This is a genomic window from Cupriavidus gilardii, from assembly GCF_013314895.1.
Taxonomy (GTDB): Bacteria; Pseudomonadota; Gammaproteobacteria; order Burkholderiales; family Burkholderiaceae; genus Cupriavidus; species Cupriavidus gilardii_C.
Genome location: NZ_JABTYE010000011.1, coordinates 126278 through 138565 on the forward strand (window position 1 = coordinate 126278; position 12288 = coordinate 138565).

Here is a 12288-nt window from a genome sequence, read left to right on the forward strand (position 1 = left end):
CGGGGTGTGGCGCCGATGGCAAACAGGGTGGCAAACCGGATGGCAAACCCGGCGGCAAAGCCCGCGCTCAACCCGGCGCGTTCGGCGGCAGCGGCTGATGCATGCCCGGCGGCATGATCGGCTGCATGCCTGCCTGGCGCACGTTCTCGGGCAGGATCTCGGTCAGGAAATCCAGGAAGCGCCGCACCGCCGGCGGCATGCCGGTCCGCGACGGGAATACTGCGTGCAGGGTACCGACCGGCATCCGCCATTGCGGCAGCAGGACCTCCAATTCGCCGCGCTCGATCGCTTCGCGGCAATACATGCGCGGCAGCATCGCGACGCCGATGCCTTCGACCGCCGCCGACAGCAGCACGGCGAATTCATCGCAGACCAGCCGGGGATCGTAGGGAATCTGCGTGGGCGGCTCGTCGCCGATGCTCAGGTTCCAGACGTGGCGCCCGTCGTGCGGCTTCTGCCCGACGCCCGGCACGCCCGCCAGCGCCTTGGGCGTGCGCGGGCGCCCGATCGCGTCCAGCAGGCCGGGGCTGGCCACCAGCGTCAGTGGGCTGGAGCCGAAGGTGCGGATCGCCAGCGACGAATCGTCGAGCACCTCGCGCACACGCAGCGCCAGATCGTAGCCCTCCCCGATCACGTCGACGCGCCGGTTGGTGGCGTCGATCTCGACCCGCACGCCCGGGTTCTCGCGCATGAAGCGCCCGATCGACGGCGCCAGCAGGTTCTGTGCGATACCGACCGCGCAGGCCACGCGCAGATGTCCGCCCGGCTGGGCGCGCGCCTGCTCGATGACCTCGCGCGCGGCCTGCGCCTCCGACAGCATCGCCTTGCAACGCTCGTAGAAGGCCTCGCCCAGCGGGGTCACCCGTACCTGCCGGGTGGTTCGCCGCAGCAGCTGCACGCCGAGCTCCTTTTCCAGCTGGGCGATGCGCCGGCTCAGGCGCGACTTGGGCACACCGGTGGCGCGGCTGGCGGCCGAGAAGCTGCCGTGCTGAACCACCTGGGCATAGAGATAGAGATCGTTGAGGTCTTGCATGGTCGCCATCGTAAGGGCTGAACGGCCGGTCATGCCGGCGCAATGCGTTCTACGAGTAGAACAATAATTTCCATTATGGGTCACTACCGACATCAATCGCCAGCCTTTATCTTTCCTCACATCCAAACCAATTCCGATGTGGAGAGCGTGATGAAGATTCTGCAAATCGATTCGAGCGTACTGGGCGACAACTCGGTATCCCGCAGCCTGACGGCGCAAGTGGTGGCGGATCTGCGCGCCCGCCATCCGGAAGCGACCCTGACCGTGCGCGACCTGGACAAGGAAGCGGCGCCGCATCTGTCCGGCCATCTGCTGCCGGTGCTGGGCGGCCCGAAGGACGGTCTGGACCCGGTACAGCAAGCCGAGCTGGAACGCACCGAAACCTGGCTGAAGGAATTCCTCGAGGCCGACGTGCTGGTGCTGGGCGTGCCGCAGTACAACTTCGGCATCCCGAGCCAGCTCAAGGGCTGGATCGACCGGATCGCGCAGGCCGGCCGCACCTTCCGCTATACCGAAAACGGTCCGGTGGGCCTGGCCGGCGGCAAGAAGACGATCGTGGTGTCCTCGCGCGGCGGCGTGCGTCAGGACCCGAACGGCCTGGACCTGCACGAGGTCACGATCGATACGGTGCTGCGCTTCCTCGGCATCACGGACATCACCTATGTCCGCGCGCACGGCCTGGCGATGGGCCCGGAATATCGGACCGCCGGCCTCGATGCCGCCAAGCGCGAACTGGCTGCCCTCAACGACGGAGAAGGCCGCCTGGCCGCCTGATCGCCCGCCTCAGCGAGACCGCTGACGGCGCCCCGCCGTCAGCGGCTGTCCGACTCCCCGCAGCAAACGATCGCGTCTATGATGGAGCGGTTCGTACCTGCGGTTTCGGCGTACGCCCACTCGGGGGAGCAGGCGCTGCCGCGCGCGATGCGCGGGCTGGTCGGAACCGGCCACGGCGACGGTGCCAGGCAGGCACCGCTGCGCCATCGACTCCGGAGCCCGCATGCCCTCTTCCTTGTTGCCCGCCAGCGTCGTCCACCCTCCCCAGGAACCGGCGCTGTTGTCCCGGTATCGCCATATCCGCGCCGCCACCGAAGCGATGGTGGCCGATATCAGCGACGCCGACGCGACGGTGCAATCGATGGACGATGCCAGCCCGGCCAAATGGCACCTGGCCCATACCACCTGGTTCTTCGAGGAATTCGTGCTGACCGCGCGCATCCCCGACTACGAGCCGGTCGATGCGCGCTACCGCTATCTGTTCAATTCGTATTACGAGGCGGTCGGCGCGCGCCATCCACGCCCGCGCCGCGGCCTGCTGAGCCGGCCCACGCTGGACGAGGTGCTGGCCTACCGCGAAGCGGTCGACGAGGCGATGTTCGATCTGCTGATGCGCGCGCAGACCGACGAGGAGGCGGCGCTGATCGAGCTGGGCCTCAATCACGAGCAGCAGCATCAGGAGCTGTTGCTGACCGACATCCTGCATCTGTTCGCACAGAACCCGCTCAAGCCCGCCTTCGCACCCGAACTGGTGGCGCCGGTGATCGCCGACCCGCGGCCGGCGCCGGAATGGCTGACCTTTCCCGGCGGCGTGGTGGCGATCGGCCACGAGATGGGGCAGGACCGCGAGGGATTTGCGTTCGACTGCGAGGGGCCGCGGCATCAGGTGCTGCTGCGCCCCTACCAGCTCAGTTCACACCCGGTGACCAACCGGCAGTGGTTCGAATTCATCGAGGATGGCGGCTATCGCACCGCCGGGCTGTGGCTGTCGGATGGCTGGCACTGGGTCTGCGGGCAAGGCATCGAGGCCCCGCTGTACTGGGAGGAGCGCGACGGCACCTGGTGGCAGATGACGCTGCGCGGCATGCACCCGGTAGATCCGGAGAGCCCGGTCACCCATATCAGCTACTACGAGGCCGATGCCTTTGCGCGCTGGGCCGAGCGCCGGCTGCCGACCGAGGCCGAATGGGAGCACGCCGCGCGCAATCTGCCGGCCACCGGCAATTTTCTCGAGGGCCGCGCGCTGCGGCCGCTGCCGGACCGGCAGAACACCGCCGGCGCGCTGCGGCAGATGTACGGCGACGTCTGGGAATGGACTGCCAGCGCCTTCCTGCCTTACCCGGGCTTCCGCCCGAGCCCCGGCGCGGTCGGCGAGTACAACGGCAAGTTCATGAGCAATCAGATGGTGCTGCGCGGCGGCTCGTGCGTGACACCGGAATCCCACATCCGCGCGACCTACCGCAATTTCTTCTATCCGCACCAGCGCTGGCAGTTCACGGGCGTGCGGTTGGCGGACGATGCCTGAGCGGAGCGAACCCTACCAACCGGCCTTGCCCTTCCCCTGGCCGCCCTTGCCGCCGTCCATCGGCGTGTCGGGGAACTGCTTCTGCCAGCGCGAGCGCAGCCCCTGGGCGATCTCGGGCTGGTTGTAGCGGTCGGCGAAATCGATTGCCGTCATGCCCTGCTGGTTGCGGATCCGGATATCGGCGCCCTCGTCCAGCAGCAGTTTGACCGTCTCGATATGGCCGCCGCGCGTGGCCATCATCAGCGGCGTGGTGCCGTTCGGGCTCTCCGCGTCGACATAGGCCGAATGATCGAGCAGATAGTGGACGATCTCGCGGTGACCGTTGGTGGCCGCGTAGTGCAGCGGCGTCCAGCCGGTCTTGTTGATCTCGACCTGGCGCTGCTCGACCATCAGCTTGACCATGTCGAGCTGGCCTTGCAGCGCGGCCATCATCAGCGCGGTCTCGCCGGCGGCGTTCGGCTTGTCGAAATCGAGGTTCTTCGCCTGGATCAACGCCTCGGCCGCCTTCAGCGATTTCTCGCGCAGCGCCGCCACCAGCAGCGGATCGCCGCGGCGGTCCGTCAGGTTCGGATCGACGCCGCGCGACAGCAGTTTCCGGACCTCATAGCCATTGTCCAGTTCGACCGCCAGCCGCAGGTCGTCGGCCGGCGCCGCCAGCACCGGCAGCGCGCCGCCGGCCAGCGCCGCGGCCAGCACGGTAACCAGCAAGGGCCTGCGCAGCGACTTGATATCAAGCATTAGCAGTCCTTTCTATGTGCTTGAACAGATTGAAGAAGTTGTCCGTCGTATGCTGCGCCACCTGTTCCACCGGCAGCCCGCGCAGCGTGGCGATGAACTCGCCGACATGCCGCACCCAGGCCGGCTCGTTGGTCTTGCCGCGGTACGGCACCGGCGCCAGATACGGCGAGTCGGTTTCGATCAGCATCCGGTCCAGCGGCACCTTGCGTGCGGTCTCCTGCAGATCGACCGCGTTCTTGAAGGTGACGATGCCCGAGAAGGAGATATGGAAGCCCAGGTCCAGCGCCTGCCGGGCGACATCCCAGGTCTCGGTGAAGCAGTGCAGCACGCCCCCGACCGCGCCGGCATCCTCTTCCCGCATCAGCCGCAGCGTGTCCTCGGCCGACGAGCGCGTATGGATGATCAGCGGCTTGCCGGTCTGGCGCGCGGCGCGGATATGGGTGCGGAAACGCTCACGCTGCCATTCCATCTCGTCGACGCTGCGGCCGTTGAGCCGGTAGTAATCCAGCCCCGTCTCGCCGGTACCGACCACGCGCGGATGGTTCGACAGCGAAACCAGCCGCTCGACCGTCGGCTCCTCGGCGCCGTCCTCGTAGTCCGGATGCACGCCCACCGAGGCGTACAGGTTCGCGTGCTGCTCGGCCAGCGCCAGCACGCGCGGGAAGTCCTCCAGCGTCACCGAGATGCACAGCGCATGGGTGACCTGGTTCTCCTGCATATGCGCCAGCAGTTCGGGCAGCCGCGCGGACAGATCGGGGAAATCGAGATGGCAGTGGGAATCGACGAACATGGCAGATCGGATAATCAGGCGGATCGGGAGGCTTGGGCGCCCTGGTCGACGCGCCGCCCCATGATGATCAGGTCGCGCTCGATGCCATCGAGCACCGCGACGCGCGGCAGTTCCCCCCAGCGGGCAAAGCCGAGCCGCTCGAACAGCGCCAGGCTGGGCGCGTTGTGGCCGAAGATGAAACCGAGCAAGGTGTTGACGCCGATCGCCGGCGCGTGGGCCATCGCCCGTTCCAGCAGCAGCCGGCCCAGGCCCTGGCCGCGATAGCGGCCGTCCAGGTAGATCGACACTTCGCTGGTGGCGCCATAGGCCGGACGGCCGTAGAAATCCGAGTAGCTGAGCCAGCCGGCCAGCTGACCGCCGGCGTCCTCGACCACCCACAGCGGCCGGCGCTCGGGCCCGTGGGCGTCGAACCAGGGCTGGCGCGAGGCGACGCTGACCGGCTCGGTGTCGGCGGTGACCATGCGCGAGGCAACCGTGCTGTTGTAGATCGCGACGATGCCAGGCAGGTCCTGGCGCTGTGCGTCACGCACGGTGAAACCGCTTGCTTCCATGTTTCTCTTCTTTTAAATCAAATCGTTATCGTTTGAACTTCAAGTGTTGCTTAAGGTTGCGCAGCGGTCTGCACGGGCCGCGGTCACGCCGGTTGCCGCTGGAACAGCTGCCGGTAGTCCATCAGCACCGCCTCCATCACCAGCCGCGCCGCGAGCGGATGCTGCTCGTGGCGGCGGTGCTGGACCAGCCGAGCGGCAAAGGCCTGCAGCCGATGCGCGTCGGTCACCGCGACACAGCGCTGCAGCGCAGCGGTCTCGCCGGGGAAGTAGCGCGCGCCGCCCCCGCCGCCCAGGCATAGCGCCAGCAGGTCGTAGGTCCAGCGCTGCAGGATGCCCAGCACCGACGGCACGGGCAGCTTCTGCAGCTGTTCGGCGGCGGCCAGCGCGTCGAGGCTCGGGCCGGCGGCGAGCTGGTCGACCAGCCAGCGCTGCAGGGGCAGCTCCTCGGCTTCGGCCGCATGCAGTGCGGTCAATGGCGCGCCGCCAGCCTGGGCCAGCTGGGCGGGTGCGTCGGCGACGCCTTGCGCTCTCAGCCATTCCAGTGCCGCCGGCTGGCTTGGGCGGCGCAGCGCGACCTGGCGGCAGCGTGACAGGATCGTTGGCAGGATCCGGTCGATGCGGTCGGTGACCAGCAGGAATACCGTCGCCGGCGGCGGTTCTTCCAACGTCTTCAGCAGCGCGTTGGCGCCCTCGTGCTGCAGCGCATCCAGTGGGTAAATCACCACCGGCCGCAGGCCCGACCGGTGCGTGCCGATGCCGACCGCCTCGATCAGCGCCCGCACCTGCTCCATCCGGATGATCTTGCTGGGCGCCTTTTTCTTGCCGCTGCTGCCGCCGTCGTCGGCCTTGCCCTCGGCGTCGGACTCGGCGCCTTCCATCGCCTCCGGCCGCACCACGGTGAAATCGGGGTGATTGCCTTGGCTGAACCAGTGGCAGGCGGCGCAGGCGCCGCAGGGCTGGCCGTCGGCGAGCGGCGTGTCGCACAGCAACGCCTGGGCGAAATGCAGGGCCAGGTCGCGCTTGCCGATGCCTTGCTGCCCATGCAGCAGCAACGCGTGCGGCAGCCGGTCGCGCAGCGCCATCAGTTGCTGCCAGTCTTCGGTTTGCCAGGGATAGAGCATGGAAATCAACGAGTTATCGGCAGAAGTTGATGTAGCTTGAGAGGAATTGACGTCGTTGCCGATTTCGCAATGGCGTGACTCTGCCTCATATCACCGCGTCTTGATAGTGTTTCAGATTCAAAGACTTGCGATAATCTGCTCGAGCGTTTTCTGAATCTCGGCGATCGGTCGCGTGCTGTCGATCAGGCGGAAGCGCGCCGGCGACTCTTCGGCCCGGCGCAGGTATTCGGTCCGGGTCCGGGCAAAAAATGCAGCCGATTCGGCCTCGAACTTGTCCGGCTCGCGCGCACCGGCCAGACGCGCGCTGGCCACCTCGAGCGGCACGTCAAACAGCAACGTCAGGTCCGGCTGCAGATCCCCCTGCACCCAGCGCTCCAGCGCCTCCAGACGCTGCCGGGCCAGGCCACGGCCGCCGCCCTGGTAGGCGAACGTCGCATCGGTAAAGCGGTCGGAAATGACCCAATCGCCGCGTGCCAGCGCCGGCTCGATGACTTCGGCCAGATGCTCCCTGCGGGCGGCGAACATCAGCAGCGCCTCGGTTTCCAGATGCATCTTGCGGTGCAGCAACAGCTGGCGCAGGTCCTCGCCGAGCGCGGTGCCGCCAGGCTCGCGCGTGGTGACGACGCGCCTGCCCTGCCCCAGCCGCGCCTGCAACTGCTCGGCGAACCACGCCAGGTGGGTGCTCTTGCCGGCGCCGTCGATGCCTTCGAAGGTAATGAATGTTCCGCGCATGTCGATCGTGTTCGTGATTATTTGCCGCGCTGGTATTGATCGACCGCGCGATTGTGTTCCGGAAGTGTGTTGGAGAACTGGCTGGTGCCGTCGCCGCGCGCGACGAAATACAGCGCGTCGGTCGGGGCCGGCGTGGTCGCCGCCGCCAGCGAGGCCACGCCCGGCAAGGCGATCGGCGTCGGCGGCAGGCCGGTGCGGGTGTAAGTATTGTACGGAGTGTCGGCCTGCAGATCGCGCTTGCGCAGGTTGCCGTCGAACAGCTCGCCGATGCCGTAGATCACGGTCGGATCGGTCTGCAGCATCATGTTCTTGCGCAGCCGGTTGATGAAGACGGCGGCGATCATCGGCCGCTCGGCCGGCTGGCCGGTTTCCTTTTCGACGATCGACGCCATGATCAACGCCTCGTAGGGCGTCTTGTACGGCAGGTCCGGCGAGCGGGCATTCCAGGCGTCGTTCAGACGCCGCTGCATCGCGCGGTAGGCGTGCTTGTACAGCTCGACATCGCTGCTGCCGCGCGCAAACAGATAGGTGTCGGGGAAGAACAGGCCCTCGGCCGAGGTCTCGGTGGCGCCGATTGCCTTGAGCAGCTCCGCCTCGCTCATGCCCCTGGTGTCGTGGCGCATCGCCGGATGGGCGTCCACCGCGGCGCGCATCCGGCGAAATTCCCAGCCCTCGATCACGGTCAGCACATGGTGGTTGACCTCGCCTCGCGCGATGCGGCCGATCACCTGCAGCGGCGTGACGCCGCTCTCGAACTGGTAGCCGCCGGCCTTCAGGCTGGCGTGGTTGCCGGTTGCCCGGGCCAGCAGCACGAACAGCCGGGCATCGATCGGCACGCCGCCGCGGGCGACCTGACGGGCGACGCTCGGCACGCTGGAATTGGGTTTGATGATGACTTCGAGCGGCGAGGTGCGCAGCGTCAACGGCCGGTTGGCCCACCAGGCGAAGGCGCCGGCGGCGGCCAGCGCGAAGGCCACGGCGGCCAGAACCAGCCGGGAAAGAAAACGTTTCATCGACAAGCTTGGAAAGGTACGGGTCTGCGTGAATCAAGGCCGCCGGGCGGCTGGAAAACGGGCAATGCGGCCAAAGTGGCGAGCAACAGGACGACGCGGCCGTCGCAGCGGTTGATCGGAAGGCGGCCGCTTCGGCTTTGCCGGGCGCCGGCCGCGATGACGGCAGACCCATATAATACCGGGAGCCTTGTCAGGAGCCCCGGTATCCCGCGTCACAAGTTGTGACAGGCTCCGCACAAGCCATCCGCCAACCGTGCCGGTCTCGCGCCGGCCTCGAATCGAAGTCACTCCATGCACGCCCCCAATCCCGCCCGCGCCGCCCAGTTCGCCGCCCTGCGCCAGGACGGCGTCGTTTGCCGCCCCGCCAATCTGGGGCTGATCCGCGTGGCCGGCGATGACGCCGCCGCCTTCCTGCACAGCCAGCTGACCAATGCCGTCGAGGACCTCGCGCCGGGGCAGGCCCGGCTGGCCGGCTATTGTTCCGCCAAGGGCCGTCTGCTGGCGACGCTGCTGATCTGGCGCGATGCCCAGGGCATCGCCATGCAGCTGTCGGCCGATCTGCAGCCGGCGATCCAGAAGCGGCTGTCGATGTTCGTGCTGCGCGCCAAGGCCAGGCTGTCCGACCTGGGCGCTGAGTCGAGCATCATCGGCGTTGCCGGCGCCAAGGGCGGCAGCGCGCTCGGCGCCGCCGGTCTGCCGGCTCCGTCCGAGCCCTGGACCACCGCCAGCGCCGGCGAGGCTACCGTGATCCGCCTGCCCGACGCCGACGGCGTGCCGCGCTGGCAGGTCGTGACGCCCGCTGCCCAGGCCGATGCCCTGCAGCAAACGCTCGGCACCACGCTGCTGCCGGCCGATGCCGAGCTGTGGGACTGGCTCGAGATCCGCGCCGGCATCCCACGCATCGTGATCGCGACGCAGGAACAGTTCGTGCCGCAGATGATCAATTTCGAGCTGATCGGCGGCGTCAATTTCCGCAAGGGCTGCTATCCGGGCCAGGAAGTCGTCGCGCGCAGCCAGTATCGCGGCACGCTCAAGCGGCGCATGTGGCTGGTCAGCGGCGAAGGCGAAACACCGGACGAAGGCGCGGAAATCTATCGTGCCGACGATCCCGGCCAGCCTAGCGGCATGATCGTCAACGCCGCGCCCAAGCCCGATGGCGGCGGCTGGGATGCGCTGGCCGAGCTGAAGATCGATGCGGCCGGCGCCAGCCTGCACCTGGGCCATGCCGAGGGGCTGGCGGTCACCGTGGGCGAGCTGCCCTACCCGGTGCCGCTGCTGGCCACCGATCCGGCCGCCTGAGACCGTGCAGGGCGCAGGGGTCCAAAAAGGTCCAAGAAAGGTCCATCAGATCCAACAGATCCACAGATCCAATAGATCCATAGAGTTCGCAGGATCCGCACGGAGAAGCCGCAATGAGCGAGCACCTGTTCGTCTACTTCCGCGTACGCGAGCCCGAGGCCGCCGAGGCGCTGCCGCACTGGCACCGCTGGATGGCGACGGTGGCCGAGGCCACCGGGATCGGTGGTACGCTGATGCGCAGACCCGAAACCCGCACCGGCCTGCAGACCTGGATGGAGGCCTATGCCGACGTGCCGCCGGCCTTCGATGCGACGCTCGACGGTCTCTGGCGGCAAAGCGGTTTGCAGCACTGGCTCGAAGGCGAGCGCCAGGTCGAACGATTCGTCGACCTGGACCTGTTGTAGCGCGGCGCCGCCTGCACTGATGCAGCGGCCCGCAACAAGGAAAGGCTTATGTGTTTGATCCTCGTCGCCTGGCAGGCCCACCCCGACTATGCCCTGGTGGTCGCCGCCAATCGCGATGAATTCTATGTCCGCCCGGCGGCGCCGGCGCACTGGTGGGACGATGCGCCCGAGGTGCTGGCCGGCCGCGACCAGGCGGACGTGATCGGCGAAGCCGGCACCTGGATGGGCGTGACCGCCGGCGGGCGCTTTGCCGCGCTGACCAACTACCGCGCGCCGTCCGAGAAGCGCACCGATGCGCGCTCGCGCGGCGAACTGGTGGCGGGCTTTCTGCGCGGCGAGGCGTCTCCCGAGCAATATGTCGGCGATCTGGCGCGCGGCGCCGGCATCCGCAGCCCCGGCGCCTACAACGGCTTCAACCTGCTCGCGGGCGATCTCGATGCACTGTGGTGGTACAGCAACCGCTCGCCCGACGGTGCCCCGCAGCGGCTCAAGCCCGGGCTGTACGGGCTGTCCAACGCGCTGCTCGACACGCCGTGGCCGAAGGTGCGCAGCCGGGTCGGCGCGCTGGCCGAGACGCTGGCCGCCGATACCGGCGCACCCAATGCCAGCGTCGAGCCCTATCTGGCGCTGCTGGCCGATACGCGGCAGGCCTGCGATTTCGAACTGCCGCAGACCGGCGTCGCGCCCGAGTGGGAAAAGCTGCTGTCGTCGGCCTTTATCCGCTCGCCGTCGTACGGCACCCGCGCCAGCACGGTGCTGCGGGTGCGCCACGATGGCCGCTTCGACCTGAGCGAGCGCAGCTTCGATGCGGCAGGGCCGATCGGCGAGGTCTCCTACCGCGGCCAGATGAACGTTGCCAGCCGCGCGGGTACGATTCCCGCGCCACGCTGATCACATCGTCAGTTCGACAGATAACGCCGCACCGTGCGCGCCCCCGCCACCGCAATCCAGCCCATCGTCAGCGCCACCAGGCCGAGCCCATAGCGCAGATCGCTGGCGTGGGCGACGCCGCCGATCATCACCGGCCCCAGCATCAGCCCGATATAGCCGAAGCGCGCCACGCGCGAGATGCCCTCGGCCGCCGGCACCCCAGGCAGCCGCGACGCGGCCACGAAGAAGATCGGCACCATATTGGCCGCGCCCAGGCCCATCATCGCAAAGCCCAGCAGGCTCGCCCACGGCGCGGGCCACAGCAGCGCCAGGCTGATGCCGACGAAAGCCAGCCAGGCGCTCGCCGTCAGCGTGCCGGCATCGCTCCAGCGCGCCCGCGCGAGGTCGCCAGTAAAGCGGCCGAACGCCATGCCGCCGGAGAACGCCGCGTACCCGAAGCTGATCCAGCCGGTCGGCGCCTGCGCGATCTCGCGCATATAGACGCTGGTCCAGTCGTACATCGCGCCCTCGCCCACCAACCCGAGAAACGCCATCAGTCCGAGCAGCCACAGTGCGCGGCCAGCATGATCGTGGCCCTTGTCGGCGTGCGGTGCGGTCGGATGATCGGGCAGCAGCCAGCGCTTCGAGGCCAGCCCGACGCCGGCGGTCAGCAGCGCCATGCCGATCGCGTGCGCCAGCGGCGAAACCTGCAGCGACAGCAGCAGCCCGCCCACGGCCGCGCCGACCATGCCGCCGAGGCTGAACATGCCGTGCAGCGCCGACATGATGGGCTTGTGGCGATTCGATTCGACCGTGGCGGCCTGGGCGTTCATCGCGACGTCGAACACGGCGCTGGCCATGCCGAAGGCGATCAGCGCCGGCACCAGCGCGTAGAAATGCGGCATCGCCAGGATCGCGATCGTCGCCAGGCCGTACGCCACGCCGCCCGACATGCAGGCGCGCGTGCTGCCGACCCGCCCGATCCAGCGTCCCACCGGGCCCATCGCGATGATGGCGCCGAAGGCCACCGCCAGCATGGCCATCGACAGCACCGCGTCGGACAGGTCGAAGCGCGCCTTGATGGTCGGAATATGGACGCCCCACGTGGCGAAGGTCGCGCCATTGACGAAGAACAGCGCCATCGTGGCCCAGGTGGCGGGGCCGGTGCGCAGCGGCGGAGGGGACGGGTTCGGAGTGCCGAGCTCAGGCGCCGACGGGGATGTCGCCGGTCGGGGCAGTTCGGTGGAGAGGTCGTTCATGCAATACGGCTCGATACGGCTCGATACGGCGCAAGACATGCAAAGGCGCTGGCGGGACCTTGCATGGTCTCATACCGTCGGCCAGCCGGCCGTCGGCCGATGGCTGACGCGCTGGGGACGCGCGCCCCGCAGCGATGTCGAGGCGCCGGACGCGCTGCAGGCTGCCGAGGTCTGCGACG

At 68.3% G+C, this 12288-nt stretch carries 13 protein-coding genes; 5 read left to right on the forward strand and 8 right to left on the reverse strand.

The features are described 5' to 3' along the window. Window positions 1-67 precede the first annotated feature (67 nt). A complete protein-coding gene (locus HTY53_RS13000; RefSeq protein ID WP_174106939.1) occupies window positions 68-1033 on the reverse strand; it encodes a LysR substrate-binding domain-containing protein in 966 nt (321 codons plus the stop codon). A 150-nt stretch (window positions 1034-1183) separates the two neighbouring features. Here HTY53_RS13000 and HTY53_RS13005 point away from each other — a divergent pair, with 150 nt between their 5' ends. Next, a complete protein-coding gene (locus HTY53_RS13005) occupies window positions 1184-1807 on the forward strand; it encodes an FMN-dependent NADH-azoreductase (protein WP_174106940.1) in 624 nt (207 codons plus the stop codon). Window positions 1808-2030: 223 nt separating this feature from the next. Further along, a complete protein-coding gene (gene egtB, locus HTY53_RS13010; RefSeq protein WP_174106941.1) occupies window positions 2031-3332 on the forward strand; it encodes an ergothioneine biosynthesis protein EgtB in 1302 nt (433 codons plus the stop codon). A 12-nt stretch (window positions 3333-3344) separates the two neighbouring features. Here egtB and HTY53_RS13015 read toward each other — a convergent pair whose 3' ends face one another. The 6 genes from HTY53_RS13015 to mltG all read right to left on the reverse strand — a co-directional run bounded on the left by HTY53_RS13015 (window position 3345) and on the right by mltG (window position 8277). Beyond that, a complete protein-coding gene (locus HTY53_RS13015) occupies window positions 3345-4070 on the reverse strand; it encodes an ankyrin repeat domain-containing protein (protein ID WP_174106942.1) in 726 nt (241 codons plus the stop codon). Then, window positions 4063-4860 carry a TatD family hydrolase gene (locus tag HTY53_RS13020; RefSeq protein WP_174106943.1) on the reverse strand — a complete coding sequence of 266 codons (798 nt, stop codon included), beginning with the start codon at window positions 4858-4860 and terminating at the stop codon, window positions 4063-4065. The genes HTY53_RS13015 and HTY53_RS13020 overlap by 8 nt, the downstream gene beginning before the upstream one ends. A 14-nt stretch (window positions 4861-4874) precedes the next feature. Next, entirely contained in the window at window positions 4875-5411 is a 537-nt protein-coding gene (locus HTY53_RS13025; protein WP_174106944.1) for a GNAT family N-acetyltransferase, read from the reverse strand. Window positions 5412-5494: 83 nt separating this feature from the next. After that, window positions 5495-6532 carry a DNA polymerase III subunit delta' gene (locus tag HTY53_RS13030; RefSeq protein WP_174106997.1) on the reverse strand — a complete coding sequence of 346 codons (1038 nt, stop codon included), beginning with the start codon at window positions 6530-6532 and terminating at the stop codon, window positions 5495-5497. Window positions 6533-6649: 117 nt separating this feature from the next. Beyond that, complete coding sequence (gene tmk / locus HTY53_RS13035; protein WP_174106945.1) at window positions 6650-7264, reverse strand: dTMP kinase; 615 nt, start codon at window positions 7262-7264, stop codon at window positions 6650-6652. A 17-nt stretch (window positions 7265-7281) separates the two neighbouring features. After that, on the reverse strand, window positions 7282-8277 hold the full coding sequence (mltG, locus tag HTY53_RS13040) for an endolytic transglycosylase MltG (protein ID WP_174106946.1): 996 nt from the start codon (window positions 8275-8277) through the stop codon (window positions 7282-7284). A gap of 291 nt (window positions 8278-8568) precedes the next feature. On the opposite strand from mltG, the gene ygfZ reads away from it, so the two are divergent. The 3 genes from ygfZ (at window position 8569) to HTY53_RS13055 (ending at window position 10871) form a co-directional block, all read left to right on the forward strand. Further along, window positions 8569-9576, forward strand: a complete 1008-nt coding sequence (gene ygfZ, locus HTY53_RS13045) for a CAF17-like 4Fe-4S cluster assembly/insertion protein YgfZ (protein WP_174106947.1) — start codon at window positions 8569-8571, stop codon at window positions 9574-9576. Window positions 9577-9689: 113 nt separating this feature from the next. Further along, the gene (locus tag HTY53_RS13050) at window positions 9690-9980 is read left to right on the forward strand and encodes a DUF4936 family protein (RefSeq protein ID WP_174106948.1); all 291 of its coding nucleotides are present in this window, start codon (window positions 9690-9692) and stop codon (window positions 9978-9980) included. Window positions 9981-10028: 48 nt separating this feature from the next. Beyond that, on the forward strand, window positions 10029-10871 hold the full coding sequence (locus HTY53_RS13055) for an NRDE family protein (protein WP_174106949.1): 843 nt from the start codon (window positions 10029-10031) through the stop codon (window positions 10869-10871). Between the two features lie 8 nt (window positions 10872-10879). On the opposite strand, the gene HTY53_RS13060 is transcribed toward HTY53_RS13055, so the two are convergent. Further along, window positions 10880-11992, reverse strand: coding sequence for an MFS transporter (locus tag HTY53_RS13060; RefSeq protein WP_174106998.1), 1113 nt, complete (start codon window positions 11990-11992; stop codon window positions 10880-10882). Window positions 11993-12288 lie beyond the last annotated feature (296 nt).

Excerpts from the sequence above, each read along its gene's own strand:
- mltG (WP_174106946.1), bottom strand. The coding sequence starts at position 8,277 with ATGAAACGTTTTCTTTCCCGGCTGGTTCTGGCCGCCGTGGCCTTCGCG.
- HTY53_RS13060 (WP_174106998.1), bottom strand. The coding sequence starts at position 11,992 with ATGGCGCTGTTCTTCGTCAATGGCGCGACCTTCGCCACGTGGGGCGTC.
- HTY53_RS13015 (WP_174106942.1), bottom strand. The coding sequence starts at position 4,070 with ATGCTTGATATCAAGTCGCTGCGCAGGCCCTTGCTGGTTACCGTGCTG.
- HTY53_RS13030 (WP_174106997.1), bottom strand. The coding sequence starts at position 6,532 with ATGCTCTATCCCTGGCAAACCGAAGACTGGCAGCAACTGATGGCGCTG.
- tmk (WP_174106945.1), bottom strand. The coding sequence starts at position 7,264 with ATGCGCGGAACATTCATTACCTTCGAAGGCATCGACGGCGCCGGCAAG.
- HTY53_RS13000 (WP_174106939.1), bottom strand. The coding sequence starts at position 1,033 with ATGCAAGACCTCAACGATCTCTATCTCTATGCCCAGGTGGTTCAGCAC.
- HTY53_RS13050 (WP_174106948.1), top strand. The coding sequence starts at position 9,690 with ATGAGCGAGCACCTGTTCGTCTACTTCCGCGTACGCGAGCCCGAGGCC.
- HTY53_RS13005 (WP_174106940.1), top strand. The coding sequence starts at position 1,184 with ATGAAGATTCTGCAAATCGATTCGAGCGTACTGGGCGACAACTCGGTA.
- egtB (WP_174106941.1), top strand. The coding sequence starts at position 2,031 with ATGCCCTCTTCCTTGTTGCCCGCCAGCGTCGTCCACCCTCCCCAGGAA.
- ygfZ (WP_174106947.1), top strand. The coding sequence starts at position 8,569 with ATGCACGCCCCCAATCCCGCCCGCGCCGCCCAGTTCGCCGCCCTGCGC.
- HTY53_RS13020 (WP_174106943.1), bottom strand. The coding sequence starts at position 4,860 with ATGTTCGTCGATTCCCACTGCCATCTCGATTTCCCCGATCTGTCCGCG.
- HTY53_RS13025 (WP_174106944.1), bottom strand. The coding sequence starts at position 5,411 with ATGGAAGCAAGCGGTTTCACCGTGCGTGACGCACAGCGCCAGGACCTG.
- HTY53_RS13055 (WP_174106949.1), top strand. The coding sequence starts at position 10,029 with ATGTGTTTGATCCTCGTCGCCTGGCAGGCCCACCCCGACTATGCCCTG.